Raw genomic sequence first — 16179 nt, forward strand, 5'->3', positions numbered from 1 at the left:
AGGGTCGCGGGTCAGATGACGATGACCCGCCGCCCCCGCGAATGCCCCGCGCGGCTGTCGATGTGCGCCGCAGCGGCCTCGGCGAGCGTGTACGACTTCTCGACCGGGATGTGCAGCTTGCCTCCCGAGATGAGGGCGGCGGCCTCGGCCAGCGCTTCCGGCACGCTGCCTGCCACGCCGGAGAACCGGACACCGAACGCGGGCGCACCGAGATCCGCGATGGAGATCACCCTGTCCGGGTCTCCGGTCAGCTCGACGAGTTCCCGGAGCACGCCGGAGCCCGCCAGATCGAGTGCCGCGTCGACCGGGCCGAGCTGCCGCACCCGCTCGACCCAGCCGGCGCCGTACGTCGTGGCGTGCGCACCCAGGCCACGCAGATAGTCCTGGTTCGCGGCTCCAGCCGTGCCGATCACCGTGATGCCGCGCTCGCGGGCGATCTGCAGGACCGCTGAGCCGACTCCCCCGGACGCGCCGCTGACCAGCAGCGTCTGACCGGGCCGCACGCCGACCTCGCTGACGACGCGCAGCGCGGTCTCCACGACGGAGGGATACCCGACCGCTTCCTCGAAGGTCAGGCCCTCGGGCATACGGGCCCAGGCCGAAAGGACGGCGAATTCGGCGTATGTGCTCGATCCTTCGCCGAACACATGGTCGCCGACCGCGACCTCTTCGACTCCCTCACCGACCTCGTCCACCACCCCCGCCGCGTCGAGCCCAACGCCGGAGGGCAACGCGGTCGGATGCGCCCCCAGGACCTGGCCCTCGCGAATCCTCCAGTCGACGGGGTTCACCCCCGCCGCGCGCACGGCGACACGTATCTGGCCGGGGCCCGCGTGGGGCTCCTCGGCATCCAGGAGTTGCAGGACCTCGGGGCCGCCGAACTCGGCGAAGCTCACTTTCTTCATGCGGCAGACCGTAACACTAACCGTTAGTGTTTCAGCACTGTTAGCTTTTAGAAGCGATTACGGCTTTGTATTTGATAGCGTCAGGTCATGACCGAGCCGTCCGGACGCCGTGAGCGCAAGAAAGCAGCGACCCGCCAGAAGATCGCTGACGCCGCCCTGCGGCTGTTCCTGGAGCGCGGATACGACGCGGTGGGCATCCGTGACGTGGCAGCCGAGGCCGACGTGGCCGTCACCACGCTCTTCTCCCACTTCGCCTCGAAAGAGGCCCTGGTGTTCGAGCAGGACGAGGACTTCGAGCAGCGCCTCACGCGCGCGGTCACCGACCGGGCGCCGAACGACCCGCTGATCCCCGCACTGCGCCGCGAGGTCCTGGCCCTGGTGCGGCATTGCACGGCGGACGGTTCCGCCACCTTGTGGCGCATGATCGAGGGATCGCCCGCCCTGCGGGAGTACGAGGAGTCGATGAGGCTGCGCCACGCGGAGTCGCTGGCGACGGCCATCGCCGCGGATCCCGACCTGGCACGGACCACGACGGCCTGCAGGGCGATCGCGAGGTTCGTGATCGACGCCCACGCGGTGGCCCGCGAGGCGGCCGAGCCGGAGGCCGCGGTGGACGAGATCTTCCGGATGATCGAGGCGGCCTGGAAGGTCGCCTGATTCCGGGGTCAGGCGATCACCTGGCGTCGGGCGGGCCGCGCCTCAGGGGTGCGAAGTGGCGACCTTGACCCCGAAACCGATCAGGACGACACCGGTGACACGGTCCATTCCGCGCCGCACGGCAGGCTTCTCGAAGAACGCCCGCGCCTTGGCAAGCACGAGCACGTAGCTGCCGAGCCAGACGAGCGTGAGGACCGCGTGGATCAGGACAAGCAGGGCCATCCCGAGGTGCGGCGATACGTCGGACGGCGCGAGCGTGGGCAGCAGGCCGGTGTAGAAGACCGCGATCTTCGGGTTGAAGACATTGCTGACCAGCCCCGTGCGCCAGGGATTGCCGGACGGGGACGGAAGCGAGGAGTCGGTTGCCGCCGAAGCCGCCGACCGGTTGCGCCGACTCTGCAGAAGCGCCTGGACGCCCAGGAACCCGAGGTAGAGGGCGCCGGCGAGCTTGACGATCGTGTACGCCGTGGCGGACGCCGCCAGGACCGCGGCCAGGCCGACCACGGTCAGCACGCCCCAGATGAGCAGCCCCGCGGTGATGCCCCCGACCGTACGCAGGCCGTCCCGCCACCCGGCGGCGATGGCCCGTTTCGTCACTACGGCCATGTCCGGGCCGGGAACCATGGTCAGCACGGCGAGCACACCGGTCGCCGCGAGAAGCTGAACGAACATGGCCCCAGTCTCGCACCGAGGTTCGCCGCGTCATCGCGAGGGCGTCAGCTTGGCGTGGGCTGTTGTGAAGGGGTCGGGGTCCCGTCCGTTGCGGTCCAGGAGGCCAGTAGCCGCAGGCCCTCTTCGGACGGGGAGCCGGGCTCGGCGGCGTAGATGGTCAGGGTCAGACCTGGTTCGGCGGCCAACTCCAGGCCCTCGAAGGCAAGGGTGAGCTCGCCGACCATCTCGTGGCGGAAGCGCTTGGTGCCGGTTCCGTGGTGGCGGACGTCGTGGGCGCCCCAGCGGGTGCGGAACTCCTCGCTGCGGGTGGACAGTTCACCGACCAGGTCGTGCAGGTCCTTGTCGTACGGATTGCGCCCGGCCTCGGTGCGCAGAATGGCGACGGACACGTCGGCGAACCGCTCCCAGTCGGGGTAGAAGCGCCGCGAAGCGGGATCGAGGAACTGGAAGCGTGCGAGATTCACCTGGTTCCCCGGAGCGGCGTAGAGGTCGCGGTAGAAAACGCGGGCAAGGCGGTTGCTCGCGACGATGTCCGTGCGGCCGTTGCGTACGAACGCGGGCCCCGCCGTGATCGCGTCCAGCGTCCACTGCAGGCTGCGGTGCGGCTTCCACTGGTCCTTGGCTCCCCGGCGGCGCCGTGGGCGGGCCAGGGCGTCGGAGCCGTCGGCGGCCTGCGCCAGATTCTGCAGGTGGGCGCGTTCGGCCTCGTCCAGTTGCAACACCCGGGCCACCGCTTCGAGGACGCCCGGAGAGACGCCCGCGAGGTTGCCGCGCTCGAGTTTGGCGTAGTACTCGACGCTCATGTCTGCCAGGGCCGCGACCTCGCTGCGCCGCAGGCCCGGCACACGGCGCCGCGGGCCCGCGGGCAGCCCCGCCCGCTCCGGGCTGATCTTGGCCCGCCGCGAGGTCAGGAACTCGCGGACCTCATCACGGTTGTCCATGCACCGACCGTACGGCGCGGGGGTCGCCAGAGCGATGTACTGCCGGTACACCTCTCGTCCGTAACTCGCTGCGCGCCGGAATGCGGGGTTCCCTGGAAGACGTGGCACACCCCGGCGACCCGGGGTCGGCCCGAGCCGACCGCGGACGGGCTCGAACAGCCCGCCCCTCAGCACGTTAGGAACCACCCTCATGCGCGGCGCAGTGATCCACGCCCCCGGCGACGTACGCTTCGAGACGCTCGACGACCCGAAGATCCTCAAGCCCACCGACGCGATCATCCGCACGGCCGTCACCTGTGTGTGCGGCTCCGACCTGTGGCCCTACCGCGGCGCGGAGCCGATCGGTGACCCGCACCCGATGGGTCACGAGTACGTCGGCTTCGTGGAGGAGGTCGGCAGCGAGGTCACCTCGGTACGGCCGGGCCAGTTCGTCGTCGGCTCGTTCGCCACCTCGGACAACACCTGCCCCAACTGCCTGAACGGCTTCCAGTCCAACTGCCTGCACCGCGAGTTCATGAGCACCTGCCAGGCCGACCACGTGCGCATCCCCAACGCCCAGGGCACCCTCGTGGCCACCGATGAGACGCCCGACGAGGCGTTCTGGCCCGGTCTGCTCGCCGTCTCCGACGTCATGGGCACCGGCTGGTGGGCCGCCGACGCGGCCGAGGTCAGGCCCGGCTCCACCGCCGTCGTCGTCGGCGACGGCGCGGTCGGCCTGTGCGGCGTCATCGCCGCGAAGGAGATGGGCGCGGAGCGGATCATCGCGATGAGCCGCCATGAGTCCCGGCAGAGGCTCGCCGTGGAATTCGGCGCCACCGACATCGTCACCGAGCGTGGCGACGAGGGCGTCGCCCGCGTCAAGGATCTCACGAACGGCATCGGCGCCGACAGCGTCCTGGAGTGCGTCGGCACCGCCCAGGCGATGCGGCAGGCCCTGCACACGGCCCGGCCCGGCGGCAACGTCGGATTCGTCGGCGTCCCGCACGACGTCGCCGTCGACGGCCAGGAGCTCTTCTTCTCGCACGTCGGACTGCGGGGCGGCCCCGCCCCCGTGCGCCGCTACCTGCCCGACCTGATCGACCGCGTCCTGACCGGCGGCATCGACCCCGGCAAGGTCTTCGACCTCACCCTCCCCCTCGACCAGGTCGCCGAGGGCTACCAGGCCATGGACGAGCGTCGCGCGATCAAGGCACTCCTCAAGCCGTGACGCCGGCCGCGTCCGCGCCCTCTCTCCGCCGTCACGCCGCCATCGAATCGACAGGAAGCCCCATGGAATTCATCAAGCCCCAGGCCACCAGCAAGGCACCGGCCGAGTGGTTCACCGGAGACGTCTGGTGGGACGTCATCGTCGCCGGTCAGGAACCGTCGCGAATGCGCGCGAACCTTGTCCGCTTCTCCCCCGGCGCCCGCACGAACTGGCACTCCCACGCCGTGGGCCAGACCCTGCACGTGGTCTCCGGTGTCGCCCTGATCGGCACCCGCGACGGCACCGTCCTGGAGGCTCACCCCGGGGAGACGGTCAGCTGCCCGCCCGACGAGGAGCACTGGCACGGCTCGGCGCCCGACCGGTTCATGGAGCACATCGCCATGTGGGAGGGCACCGGAGACGACACCCCCGAGACCCAGTGGGCGGAACCCGTCAGCGACGAGCAGTACGACAGCCCTCGCAACTCCAACCGATAACGGTGCCCACAAAGCGGTGACCTGCGGAAATAAAGAGGCCGGCCCGAGCGAGGTCGCGTAGGGTGCGGCGACATGAATCAGGTTTCCGGTGACGCCGTCCGTCCGATACGCGCCGACGAGTGGGCCAAGGTCAAGGAGCTGCGGCTCCGAGCACTCAAGGACCCGGTGGCTCCGATCGCCTTCCTCGACACGTATGAACAGGCCGCCGCCGAACCGGACTCCTACTGGCGGAAGCGGGCCGAGGGGGCGTCCGACGGAACGCGATTGCGCCAGTTCGTGGCCGAGGCCGGGGACGGGACCTGGGGCGGCACGGTGACCGTGCTGATCGAGGACGCGGACAGCGAGGACGTGTTCGGCGGGGCGATCGAGCAGCGCCAGGCGCATGTCATCGGAGTCTTCGTCCGCCCCGAGCACCGCGGCAGCGGAGTGATCGACGCGCTCTTCACGACGGCGGTCGAGTGGGCATGGTCGGTGCCGGACGTTGCGCGGGTGCGCCTGTACGTGCATGAGGACAACGCGCGGGCCGAGCGTTTCTACCGGCGCTACGGATTCGTGCCCTCCGGGGTGACCGTCCCGATGAAGGGCGATCCCTCCAAGAGGGAGCGCGAGATGGTCCTCCACCCGGACGGCCGTTGACCGACGCGTCCTCAGTGGCGGATGCGCACGCCGTGGCGGACGCGCATGCGGCGCAGTTCCCACAGGGCCACAGCGGTCACGGTCACGGGGCCGCCGAGGACCGCGCACCACTGCGCGGCCGGCGGCCCGTGCGGCAGTCCGCCGTCGAGCGCGATGCTGAAGAGCATCAGCTCCCAGACGAGTACGACGGTGAGCGCGGCCGGGAGAGCGGCGTGCACGTTGGACGTGTTGAAGGCGTAGCGGGCGGCGTACGCGGAGGCGAAGAGCAGGAACGGCAGCAGCCAGACGAGGCCGATGAGCAGCGCGAGCGCGATGAGGCCGTTCACGAGCGTGCCGTGGTTCTGCTTGAGTACCACGGTGCTGCCCGCCAGTACGAGGCCCACCCCCGCCAGAATGCCGACGTACCAGGCCACGGCCTTGAGCGGCGCACGCAGCCGGGAGCGGAGCACACGCCGCTGCTCGGCGGGCGCGTAGCGGATGAAGCCGAGGATGACCAGCGGACCGGTGAAGATCAGCAGCAGCGGGGCGAGGATCAGCTTCGCGACGCCGTCGTTGGCGACGCCGCTCCAGCCGTCGTCAGCGCCGTAGACGTAGATCAGGCCGAAGCTGGCGGCCGCACCGACGATCGCGCGCCCCAGCTGCACCTTCGACACGAGCGGGTCCGCGACGTGGCCGGCGCCGGGCTGGTTGAAGATCGCCTCGGCGCGGCGGCGGGCAGAGCGGATGAAGGGGATGAGCGGGGAGACGAAGAAGAGCGCGCACCCGGAACGCCGTCGGCGGACGGGCTGCGGCGGGTACGGATACGGCTGCGGAGGCGGGTACGGCCCGGGTTGCGGCGGCCCGTACGGATTCGGGCCGCCGCCTCCTTGCGGGTCGTACGGATAGGGGCCGCCGCCTTGCGGACGGCCGTTTCCCGGGCCCCAGCCCTGATATCCCCCGTGTGCCACGGTTCCCCCTCGCCTCCTGCGACGCTTCTGAGCGCGCGCAGTTTACTGGCCGGAACCGAACGGGCGTGACCAGGACCGAGGACCGGGAACGGGCGGTCCCCGGAGCTCGGCGCCTTCGGAGCTAGGCGACCTGCTGCTCGTAGCCGACCAGGCGCACGCACACGGCGAGCCCGGCGATGGCCTGCTCCAGCTCGGCCAGGCTCGGGTAGCTCGGCGCGATGCGGATGGTGGCGTCGCGCGGGTCGTCGCCGTACGGGTGGGTGGCGCCGGCCGGGGTCAGCACGATGCCCGCCTCGGCGGCACGGCGCACGACCTCCTTGGCGCAGCCGTCGGTCACCTCGAGCGTGACGAAGTAACCGCCCTTGGGGTCGGTCCAGCGGGCGAGACCGGTCCCGCCGAGCTCTGCCTCGAGAATCCGGGCCACGGCCTCGAACTTCGGCTGGAGCAGGGCGCGCTGACGCTCCATGTGGGCCCGCACTCCCTCGGCGTCCCGCAGGAACATGACGTGCCGCAGCTGGTTGATCTTGTCCGGGCCGATCGACCGCTTGGCGTTGTTGGCGAGCAGCCACTTCAGGTTCGCGGGCGACGAGCCGAAGAAGGCGACGCCGGCACCCGCCGCGGTGATCTTCGAGGTGGAGCCGAAGACGAAGACGCGGTCCGCGTTCCCGGCAGCCGCGGAGGCGGCGAGCAGGTCGGCGATCTCGACGGGCTTCTCGGTGAGGTGGTGAGCGGCGTACGCGTTGTCCCAGAAGATCCGGAAATCGGGTGCGGCGGCCTGCATCGAGGCGAGCCGGGCGACGGTCTCGTCGCTGTAGCAGACACCGTCGGGGTTGCTGTACTTCGGGACGCACCAGATGCCCTTGACCGACGGGTCCTCGGCGACGAGCCGCTCCACGACGTCCATGTCCGGGCCCTCGGCGGTCATCGGCACGGGGATCATGTCGATCCCGAACCGCTCACAGAGGGCGAAATGCCGGTCGTAGCCCGGGGTCGGGCACAGGAAGGCGATCCGCTCCTGGTCCACCCAGCGCGACTGGGCACCCGGCACCACACTCAGCAGCGCGTGCACCAGGCAGTCGTGCATCAGCTCGAGGCTGGAGTTGCCGAGCGCGAGGAGCTGGCCCGCCGGCACCTGAAGCACGTCGGCGAAGATCTCCCGGAGCTCCACCAGACCCTGCAGACCGCCGTAATTGCGCACGTCCGTGCCGTCGGCGGAGGTGTGCCGCCCGCCCGGCAGGCTCAGTAGGTCCTCGGAGAGGTCGAGCTGCTCCGGCGACGGCTTGCCGCGCGTGAGGTCGAGCGAGAGCCCGCGTCCTGCGAGGTCCTGGTAGTCCTGGCGGGCCCGCTCAAGGAGCCCGGTCACGGCGTCGGGGCTCAGCTCGGTGGTCATCATGTGTCCTTACGTTGTCGGCACTGCCCGGGCCTGTGAGCTGCACGGGCTCGCGCCGGGGGCATCGGCACTGCCCGCCGAGGATACAAAGCAATGCCCCACCCGTGCCCGGCCAGGTGGCGCGCGTCACTCTCCGGAGGCCCGCGGCCGCCCACCGATCCGGCCGCGGGTGGCGGTGGGGACCCTCAGCGAACGAGCTCGGCCGCCTTGGTCATCGGTCCCCCGGCGTCACCAGTGTTCATCGTCCCGGCAGGCTCGAAGAGCAGGATGGCGGTTTCCACCGCCGCCACCGGGCAGTGTTCGACACCGCGAGGCACCACGAACAGTTCACCGGGGGCCAGCTCCACGTCACCGTCCCTGAGCCGGATGGTCAAGCGCCCGGTCAGAACCAGGAACAGTTCATCGGTGTCCTCGTGGCGATGCCAGACGAACTCCCCGTGCAACTTGGCCAGCTTGACCTCGTAGTCGTTCAGTACTGCCACGGTCTTCTGCGACCACAGCTCGCTGAACTCCGCGAGCTTTTCAGTGATGTTGACGGGAGCGTGCTGCTGGGGCATGCGGTCTTCCTTCCTGGAGCCGGCGGACGAAGCCCCAGTTACTGGGGCCCACCGCTGTCCGGCTGATGCCCCGAGCCTGCCGGGACCGGGCTTCGCCGGTCTTGTACGTTCCTGGCATGACCGGAGAGCTCCCCCGCACGTCCGTCCAAGCCTGGCGGCCGCCGGTCCCGGGCATCGCGGAGGTCTTTCACGCGCACTTCACCGACCACGCCTATCCGGCCCACACCCACGACACGTGGGACCTGATGATTCTTGACGACGGGGCGGTCGACTTCGCGCTCGACCGCCGCCGCCATGACGCGACCGGCACCGCGAACGTCCTCCTGCTGCCTCCCGGTGTGCCCCATGACGGGCGGACGGTCACCGCGACGGGCTTCCGGAAACGCGTCCTCTACCTCGACGACTCCGTGCTCCCCCGGCGGCTGACCGGTGGCGCGGTGGACGGGCCGGTCATCGACGACGCCTTGCTGCGCGGGCGGATCCACCAACTGCACGCCTCGCTCGGCCGCCCGGGAGACGAGTTCGAGGCCGAATCACGACTCTCCTTCATCGGTGAGCGGCTCCGCGGCCACCTTGAAGCGCTCCGGCCCCGCACGCCGGGCCGCGAGGCAAATCGTCTGGCGGCACGGCTACGTGAACTGCTGGACTCCCGGACAACCCAAGGCCTCTCGCTGGACGAGGCCGCCTCCATCCTGCACGCGCACCCGACCCATTTGATCCGCTGCTTCAAGCAGACCTACGGCCTGCCACCGCACACCTACCTCACCGGTCAGCGCATCAACCGGGCCCGCCACCTCCTGCTCGACGGACTTGGTCCCGCCGACGTCGCGACCACCGTGGGATTTCACGACCAAGCCCACCTGAACCGGCATTTCACACGCCACGTGGGCACAACACCCGGACGTTACGGACGGGGCGGGGGCTACCCCCCGGAGGCATCGGCCAGGTGACCTGATGTTCTGGCGTCTTCCGTGCTCATAGCGTCGGCCGTGTCCTTGTTTTTTTGTGTCAGTTGATTCCTAGGAGCACGATGCGCGGCCAAAACCTCTTATTCGCGGTCGGTCTCGGTCTGGCCGGGTTGCTTGCCGGAGCGGTGCCTTCGGTGGCGGAGTCTTCTCCCGGGACCCGAACGCGCCCCACCTCCGCCCATCACCAGCAGCGGCTCAGCTGGGGGCCGTGTTCGAAGGCGCAGGAGGAGCTGAACGCCGCGGGGGCGCGGTGCGCCGAGGTGACCGTTCCTCTCGACTACTCCACTCCCGGCGGGCGCACCCTTCAGATCGCGGTCTCGCGCATCAAGGCCAAGGCCTCCTCGCAGCGTCGCGGCATCCTGCTGTCCAATCCCGGGGGGCCCGGTGGCAGCGGGATCGCCAACACCCTCGCGTTGCGGCCCGCGTTGAAGGAGGTGGCGGACGGCTACGACCTCATCGGGTTCGACCCGCGGTTCCTCGGCGAGAGTTCCCCGATCACCTGCGCACCGGCCGATCCGCCGACCCCACCGGGACCCTCGACTTCCCCCCGCGCGGACTTCGACGCCTCGGTGCGCAACGCGCGGGACACGGCGCGGCGCTGCCAGGAGCACGGGGACAACGCGGAGCTGCTGCCACACGCGTCCTCCCGGAACGTGGCCCGGGACATGGACGTCATCAGGGCAGCCCTCGGCGAGCGGAAGCTCTCGTACTACGGCATCTCCTACGGCGCCGACCTGGGCGCCGTCTACACCCAGATGTTCCCCCGCCGCACCGACCGCATGGTCATCGGCTCCTCGACGGACCCCGCGGCCACCCAGTACGAACTGTTCCATAGCTCCGGCGAACCGGCCGAGGAAGCGCTGGACGAGTGGGCCGCCTGGACCGCCCGCCGCCACGACACCTACCAACTGGGCCGCACGGCCTCTCACGTCCGGATGCGCGTCGAGCGGCTCCTCCTACAGGCCGAGCGGCGGCCGATCAGCGTCGACGGGCAACGCCTCAACGCCCCGGTCCTGCGGCTGCTGTTGAAGCAGCCCATTCAGCACGAGGAGAACGATCCGACGCTGGCCGCGATCGTGCGTGACCTGGTCGGCGCCGCGGCGGGCAAGCTCACCGAGCCGGGCCCCGAGCTCGCCGCGATGCTGGAGCTCCTCGCCTCGCCCGACCTGGCGGACAGCATGGTGGGCGGTGCGATCTACATGTGCGGCGACGGCGGCTGGCCCGCGGGCGGCTGGCCCGAGAACCCCGAGACGTACTGGCAGAACAGCGAGCGCAGCCGCGGCACCCAGCCCGTGTTCGGCCCCTACGTCAACGGCATGATCGCCCCGTGCGCCTTCTGGCCCGCCGAGCCCCGCGAACCGGGCACGGCCATCGCCAACGACGTACCCGTACTGATGCTGCAGGCCCGCCGCGACAACAACACCCCCTACGACGGGGCCCTGGCCCTGCACCGCAAGCTGACCGGCTCGCGCCTGATCACCGCGGACATCCGCTCCCACGGCGTCTACGGCCGCGATCTCGCAGGCCTCCGCCCCATCCCCTGCGCCGACAGCGCGGTCAACGACTACCTGCGCACCGGCGTCCTGCCCGCCCACGACATCAACTGCGCCCGACGGTAAAAGGCGGGAAGGGCCAGGAAGTCGGGAAGGGCTAGGAGCGGTTGGAAAGGGTTGGACGGGCTGGACGGGCTGGACGGGCTGAAGAGCCGCGGCCGTTCTCCCGCACGGTACGACCCTTCACGGCAGGTGCCTCATTTGCCTCCTGTGCCCGGCGCCGACTCTGGCCTACCATCTCTCGGACATGGCCACACGGGAGATGCGACCCCAGGGCGGTGCGGTGCGCACGGCCCTGTTCGCCATGGCCTTTCTCTTTCTCGTCCCCTTGCTCGGGATCGACGGACCGTCGGGCACCGCGGTCGCGGCCGTCACCGACGACCGTGGCGCGTCCGCCGTCGCCTTCGGCCCGTACGCCGAGCGCGCGGCCGACAGCCGTGACAGCGGCCGTGACCGGTCCCGCGACGGTGGCCGTGGCTGCCACGAGGGCGAGAACAGGACGCCGCGCGGGGCGTTGCCCGCTCCCGAGCGGACCAGTTCGCCCGCTTTCGAGGCGGCGCCCGCGCCGTACGAGCCGCCGGACGAGGCCCCCGCGCCGCCCTGCGCTTCTCCCCCGGACGCGACGTCCGTCGATCTCTACAGAACCCAGGTCATCAGAACGTAGACGGGATCTCTCCACCCGCACCCCGCCGACAGGACCGGTCGGCAGCCCCGCAGCACCTTCCTCGACAACAGGAGAGATCCGCATGCCCCTTTACGCTTCCACCAGCACCCACACCGCCACCCCGGGCGGCCCCCACTCCCCGCTTGCTTCCGCACGGTACGGCGGTGACATCGGCCTGCTTCTGCTGCGCTGCGCGGTCGGTCTGACCATGGCCGTGCACGGCAGCCAGAAGCTCTTCGGCTGGTTCAACGGCGCGGGCCTGGACGCCACCGCGGGCTTCTTCGCGAGCGACGGCTACTCCGCCCCCAAGGCCATGGCCACGGTCGCCGGTCTGACGGAGACGCTCTGCGGCCTGGGACTGGCCATCGGCCTGCTCACCCCGCTCGCCGGGGCGGGCATCGTCGGCATCATGCTCAACGCCATCGCCATGAAGTGGGGCAACGGCTTCTTCAACCCGGCCGGCATCGAGTACGACCTGGTCCTGCTCACCGCTGCCGTGAGCCTTGCCCTCGCCGGCCCCGGCCGGTTCGCCGCGGACCACGTCCTGCCGGTCCCGCGCACCCACCGTCTCTCCCACGGCATCGCCGCGGTGGCCCTCGGCGCCGTCTCGGCCGCCGTGGTCCTGGTGGCCCTGCACGACTGACCAGGAAGAAGTCCCGTACCGTCCCCGCCGGGACGGGCCCGGTCAACAGGCGCTCGCCCCAGTGCGATCGGCCTCGGGCCCGGACCGGTGGGGGCGAGCGGCGCAACCCGAGCCCCGGACTACTGGACCCCGCTCAACCGTCGCGCGATCTCGGACAGTAGCGTGCGGGCCGGGTGCGGCGGTTGTCGGCCCGTTCGCACACCGGACAGGGAAGAGACCGGAAACAGAGACGTGGTCGATCAGCAGCACATCCCCACCCACACTCCCGCCCGTGTCGTGCTCCCCTCCCAGGCGCGCAGAGTGACGGCAGCGGTCATCGACGCGCTGTTCGCCCTGATGTGTGGCCTCGCGGCCGGCGCCGCGACCGGTGTGGAAGTGAGTGACGGGGTGGTCGAACTGCGGCCGCAGTCCCCCTCGGTGTGGGGTGCGGCGCTCGGCGTGGCCCTCGGGGTGTCCTTCGTCAACCATGTCCTGCTCACGCAGGCGGCCAGGGGCAGTCTCGGGAAACTGATGACGGGGCTGCGTGTCGTACGCGCCTCCGACGGCCGGCGCCCCGGTCTCGTCCGGCTCACCGGCCGTTGGCTGTTCGGCTTCTACTGGATGATCGTCTTCGTCCCGGTGCACGTGGCGACGGACAGCGATGTGGAGCAGCAGGACGCGGTGGGAGTGCGTGTGCGCCGCCGGACGGTTCGTTCCTGACCCCACGGACGATCCCACCTGCCTGCCGGGCGCCTACGACGACGTTTCTCCCGCATCCCCTTGGCCCGGTGCCGCCGCCAGCAGGTCGCGTACCTCCTCAGCGGTGGTCTCCACGAGTTCCTCCGCGACCAGGACCCAGCGGGTGACGCCGACCGACTCCAGGAAGGTCAGGTCGTGGCCGGCGATCAGGAGCGCACCCTCGTACGACTCCAGGGCGCCGGCCAGCTGGCGCACGCTGGCCAGGTCCAGGTTGTTGGTCGGCTCGTCCAGCATCAGGAGTTGCGGGGCCGGTGCGGCGAGCATCATCGCCGCGAGCGCGGCGCGGAATCGCTCGCCGCCCGAGAGGGTGCCCGCCAGTTGTTCGGCGCGTGCCCCCTTGAAGAGGAAGCGCGCCAGCTGGGAACGGATGTGGTTGTCGGTGAGCCCGGGAGCCAGTCGGGCGACGTTCGCCGCGACACTGAGACCGTCGTCCAGGACGTCCAGGCGTTGCGGCAGAAACCTCAGCGGCACCGACGTCCTGACCTCGCCGGACACCGGAGGCAGCTCCCCGGCGAGGGTGCGAAGCAGCGTCGTCTTGCCGGCGCCGTTGCGGCCCACCAGAGCGATCCGTTCGGGCCCCTGCACATGCAGGCTGCCTTCTTTCAACTTGCCGAAGCGGGGGCGCAGTTCGCTCACGCTCAGCACCGTGCGGCCCGCCGGGACAGCGGTGTGCGGAAGGCTGACGCGGATCTCGGCGTCGTCACGGATCGCGTCCGCGGCCTCCTCGCGCCGCTCGCGCGCCTCGTTGAGCCGCTCCTCGTGCAGGCCCCGGAGCTTGTCCCCCGACTCCTGCGCGGAGCGCTTCTTCTCCCCCGCCACGATGCGCGGGGCGCGCCGCTGGGCGTCCATCTTCTTGCTGTGCCGCTGGCGGCGGGCCACCTTGACCTGGGTCTCCTCCAGTTCGCGCTTCTGACGGCGTACGTCGGCCTCGGCGGCCCGCAGCATCCGCCCCGCCGCTTCCTGCTCGGTGGCCAGCGCTTCCTCGTAGGCGGACCAGCCGCCGCCGTACCAGCTCACCGATCCGGCGCGCAGTTCGGCGATGCGGTCCACGCGTTCGAGCAGGTCGAGGTCGTGGCTGACCACGACCAGGATGCCGGAGCGCCAGGAGTCGACGGCTTCGTAGAGTCTGCGGCGCGCGAACAGGTCGAGGTTGTTGGTCGGTTCGTCGAGGAGGAGCACGTCCGGGCGCTCCAGGAGCAGCGCCGCCAGGCGCAGGAGCACGGTCTCCCCGCCGGACATCTCACCCACGGTCCGGTCGAGTCCGACGTCGCCGAGGCCGAGGGACCCCAACTGGGCCAGGGCCCGCTCCTCGACGTCCCAGTCGTCGCCGATCGTCTCGAAGTGCTCCTCGCGTACGTCGCCGGATTCGATGGCACGCAGGGCGTCGCGCCGCTCGGCGATGCCCAGGGCCTGGTCGACGCGCAGGTTCGTGTCGAGGGTGATGTTCTGCGGCAGGTAGGCGAGGCTGCCACCGACGGTCACCGACCCGTGGGACGGGCGCAGTTGCCCGGCCAGCAGGCGCAACAGGGTTGATTTTCCGCTGCCGTTGGTGCCGACGAGCCCGGTGCGGCCACGGCCGATGCTGACGGAGAGGCCGTCGAAGACGCTCGTGCCGTCCGGCCACTGGAACGACAGGGCCGAGCACGTCAGGGAGGTGCTGGGGGTGGTGGGTACGGACATGATGGATCTCGCAGTCGCAGGCGCGGGCAGGGGGCGTCGTATGCGAGCACCACGCGGCGACCGACCGGGAAAAAAGGGGTGCGGCGGTCCGGGAGACAGGGGGACGGCTCATGCACCGAGGTCGCATCCACGCGGGGCCACGGGCAGGGCGGCAGGGCCGACTGCGGCGTGACGGGCGTACGGCGAGGGCCGTACGGCGCGATGATCGCGAACCTCAGATGCGCAACGTCCACCTCTATCGGAGACAACAGGACCCTTGAAACGATAACGACCGCACGAGGGAATGGCAAAGCTTTAAGATCACCGCCGCGCCTGGACGAGGGCGTGGGTGCCGCCGGTGCGCCAGCCCTGACCGTGCGCGGCGACGAGTTCCGTCTCGGTCTGCTCGTCGAGCCCGACGACGACGTCGGACTTCAGCGTCCGCAGGGCCGCCACCGGTCCGGGGAAGTACGCGGTGACCTCCTCGAAGGGTGTGGTGGCGAGCCACATCCGGTCGCCGACCAGACGTCGGTAGTTCAGGTCGCCCTTCATGACGGTCACGTCGGCCTCGGCGAACTCCTGGCGCAGGTCGTCGGGCATCTGTGCGTACGGCAGCGGGGCGCAGGAGAAGACGTGGCTGCGGACGGTGAGCCGACCGGTGCCCATGGCCGACCACAGGCGGTCGCCCACCTCCGCCGCGACGCCCCCCGCGCCGTTCAGGCGGCGCAGGCAGTCGATGACGTCGGCCGTCATGGCATCCGAGACGTAGTACGGATACGGCTTGACGTGCAGCACGACCCGCTCGGCGCGCCGATGGCGCAGGAGGTGGTCGACGAGGATGAGGTCGGGCAGCAGCTCGCGTCCGGCGTTGTCCGCGACCAGGCACAGCGTGGCCGCGCCGCCCTCGGGCAGCAGGGACCACAGCAGCTCGGAGTCGTCGGCGACGAGGCGTGAGTCGGCGGTCCCTGCCCCGCCGCCGCCCACGGCGAAGCCCAGGTCGGCGCGGTTTCCCCACAGTGAGCCCAGGAGCAGGGCCTGACGCTGCTCGCCGAGGGGCCGCGGGGCCAGCCGGTCGAGCGCGGCCAGTTCCTCGTCGGCCTCACCGGTGTGGAGTTCCGCCTGCTTGAACGGACGGAACGGGTCGATCCCCTGCCAGGGGCCGTCCTCGAAGTACCCGACAGCAGCGAGGAGTTGGCGGTAGAAGTAGCTCTCGGACCACAGGAAGGGCACGTCGAACCAGGACAGTCCGATGTGGTCACGCCCCCACTCCTGCCACAGGTGACGGTCGTGGTCCTCGGGCCGCGGCGGCTCAATCACGCCTTCCGTGGCCTGGGTCAGCAGTGCGTCGAGGGCGCGATGCTGCCGCGGGCCGTAGGGGAAGGCGTCGCGCACCTTCTTGATGAGCGCGGGGTGCCGCTCGGCGAGCACGCTCCTGGGGAAGGAGCCGGGTACGTCGCTCAGGATGACGGGGGCTTCGACTGCGTCCGACATGGTTGCTCCTTCACCTTTTCTTCTCACTATTTGACGGCTTGTGGGCAAGCCGGTCTACGGTGACCCGCCCTCTAT

The 16179-nt window shown here is 70.5% G+C and carries 17 protein-coding genes; 9 read left to right on the forward strand and 8 right to left on the reverse strand.

Annotated elements, in window-relative coordinates; translation table 11 throughout:
- Positions 1-11: 11 nt before the first annotated feature.
- Positions 12-905 carry an NADP-dependent oxidoreductase gene (locus ACWD02_RS12175; RefSeq protein WP_451208063.1) on the reverse strand — a complete coding sequence of 298 codons (894 nt, stop codon included), beginning with the start codon at positions 903-905 and terminating at the stop codon, positions 12-14.
- An 87-nt stretch (positions 906-992) separates the two neighbouring features.
- Here ACWD02_RS12175 and ACWD02_RS12180 point away from each other — a divergent pair, with 87 nt between their 5' ends.
- Positions 993-1562: a TetR/AcrR family transcriptional regulator gene (locus ACWD02_RS12180; RefSeq protein WP_451208065.1), complete on the forward strand. Its 570-nt coding sequence runs from the start codon at positions 993-995 to the stop codon at positions 1560-1562.
- A 42-nt stretch (positions 1563-1604) separates the two neighbouring features.
- Here the strand turns inward: ACWD02_RS12180 and ACWD02_RS12185 are convergent, their stop codons facing one another.
- Positions 1605-2234: a LysE family translocator gene (locus ACWD02_RS12185; protein WP_451208067.1), complete on the reverse strand. Its 630-nt coding sequence runs from the start codon at positions 2232-2234 to the stop codon at positions 1605-1607.
- A gap of 44 nt (positions 2235-2278) precedes the next feature.
- The gene (locus ACWD02_RS12190; protein ID WP_451208069.1) at positions 2279-3175 is read right to left on the reverse strand and encodes a helix-turn-helix transcriptional regulator; all 897 of its coding nucleotides are present in this window, start codon (positions 3173-3175) and stop codon (positions 2279-2281) included.
- Positions 3176-3365: 190 nt separating this feature from the next.
- Here ACWD02_RS12190 and ACWD02_RS12195 point away from each other — a divergent pair, with 190 nt between their 5' ends.
- The 3 genes from ACWD02_RS12195 (at position 3366) to ACWD02_RS12205 (ending at position 5494) form a co-directional block, all read left to right on the forward strand.
- Entirely contained in the window at positions 3366-4382 is a 1017-nt protein-coding gene (locus ACWD02_RS12195; RefSeq protein ID WP_451208072.1) for a zinc-dependent alcohol dehydrogenase family protein, read from the forward strand.
- Between the two features lie 62 nt (positions 4383-4444).
- Positions 4445-4858, forward strand: coding sequence for a (R)-mandelonitrile lyase (locus tag ACWD02_RS12200; protein ID WP_451208075.1), 414 nt, complete (start codon positions 4445-4447; stop codon positions 4856-4858).
- Positions 4859-4930: 72 nt separating this feature from the next.
- Positions 4931-5494: a GNAT family N-acetyltransferase gene (locus ACWD02_RS12205; RefSeq protein WP_451208078.1), complete on the forward strand. Its 564-nt coding sequence runs from the start codon at positions 4931-4933 to the stop codon at positions 5492-5494.
- An 11-nt stretch (positions 5495-5505) separates the two neighbouring features.
- Here ACWD02_RS12205 and ACWD02_RS12210 read toward each other — a convergent pair whose 3' ends face one another.
- The 3 genes from ACWD02_RS12210 to ACWD02_RS12220 all read right to left on the reverse strand — a co-directional run bounded on the left by ACWD02_RS12210 (position 5506) and on the right by ACWD02_RS12220 (position 8388).
- A complete protein-coding gene (locus ACWD02_RS12210; RefSeq protein ID WP_451208081.1) occupies positions 5506-6441 on the reverse strand; it encodes a hypothetical protein in 936 nt (311 codons plus the stop codon).
- A gap of 121 nt (positions 6442-6562) precedes the next feature.
- The gene (locus ACWD02_RS12215; RefSeq protein WP_451209171.1) at positions 6563-7831 is read right to left on the reverse strand and encodes an aminotransferase class I/II-fold pyridoxal phosphate-dependent enzyme; all 1269 of its coding nucleotides are present in this window, start codon (positions 7829-7831) and stop codon (positions 6563-6565) included.
- 185 nt (positions 7832-8016) lie between these two features.
- Positions 8017-8388, reverse strand: a complete 372-nt coding sequence (locus tag ACWD02_RS12220) for a cupin domain-containing protein (protein ID WP_451208083.1) — start codon at positions 8386-8388, stop codon at positions 8017-8019.
- Positions 8389-8504: 116 nt separating this feature from the next.
- Between ACWD02_RS12220 and ACWD02_RS12225 the strand changes: the two genes are divergently transcribed.
- The 5 genes from ACWD02_RS12225 (at position 8505) to ACWD02_RS12245 (ending at position 12915) form a co-directional block, all read left to right on the forward strand.
- Positions 8505-9338 (forward strand): helix-turn-helix domain-containing protein, encoded by an 834-nt coding sequence (locus ACWD02_RS12225; RefSeq protein ID WP_451208086.1) that lies wholly within the window; start codon positions 8505-8507, stop codon positions 9336-9338.
- 80 nt (positions 9339-9418) lie between these two features.
- On the forward strand, positions 9419-10975 hold the full coding sequence (locus ACWD02_RS12230; protein ID WP_451208089.1) for an alpha/beta hydrolase: 1557 nt from the start codon (positions 9419-9421) through the stop codon (positions 10973-10975).
- A 181-nt stretch (positions 10976-11156) separates the two neighbouring features.
- Entirely contained in the window at positions 11157-11573 is a 417-nt protein-coding gene (locus ACWD02_RS12235) for a hypothetical protein (protein WP_451208092.1), read from the forward strand.
- A gap of 82 nt (positions 11574-11655) precedes the next feature.
- Positions 11656-12216: a DoxX family protein gene (locus tag ACWD02_RS12240; protein WP_451208096.1), complete on the forward strand. Its 561-nt coding sequence runs from the start codon at positions 11656-11658 to the stop codon at positions 12214-12216.
- A gap of 231 nt (positions 12217-12447) precedes the next feature.
- A complete protein-coding gene (locus tag ACWD02_RS12245) occupies positions 12448-12915 on the forward strand; it encodes an RDD family protein (protein WP_451208100.1) in 468 nt (155 codons plus the stop codon).
- A gap of 33 nt (positions 12916-12948) precedes the next feature.
- Here ACWD02_RS12245 and ACWD02_RS12250 read toward each other — a convergent pair whose 3' ends face one another.
- Positions 12949-14634 (reverse strand): ABC-F family ATP-binding cassette domain-containing protein, encoded by a 1686-nt coding sequence (locus ACWD02_RS12250; protein WP_451208103.1) that lies wholly within the window; start codon positions 14632-14634, stop codon positions 12949-12951.
- 300 nt (positions 14635-14934) lie between these two features.
- Complete coding sequence (locus ACWD02_RS12255) at positions 14935-16104, reverse strand: damage-control phosphatase ARMT1 family protein (protein ID WP_451208106.1); 1170 nt, start codon at positions 16102-16104, stop codon at positions 14935-14937.
- Positions 16105-16179: the final 75 nt, after the last annotated feature.

The organism is Streptomyces sp. NPDC002853, from assembly GCF_053591915.1.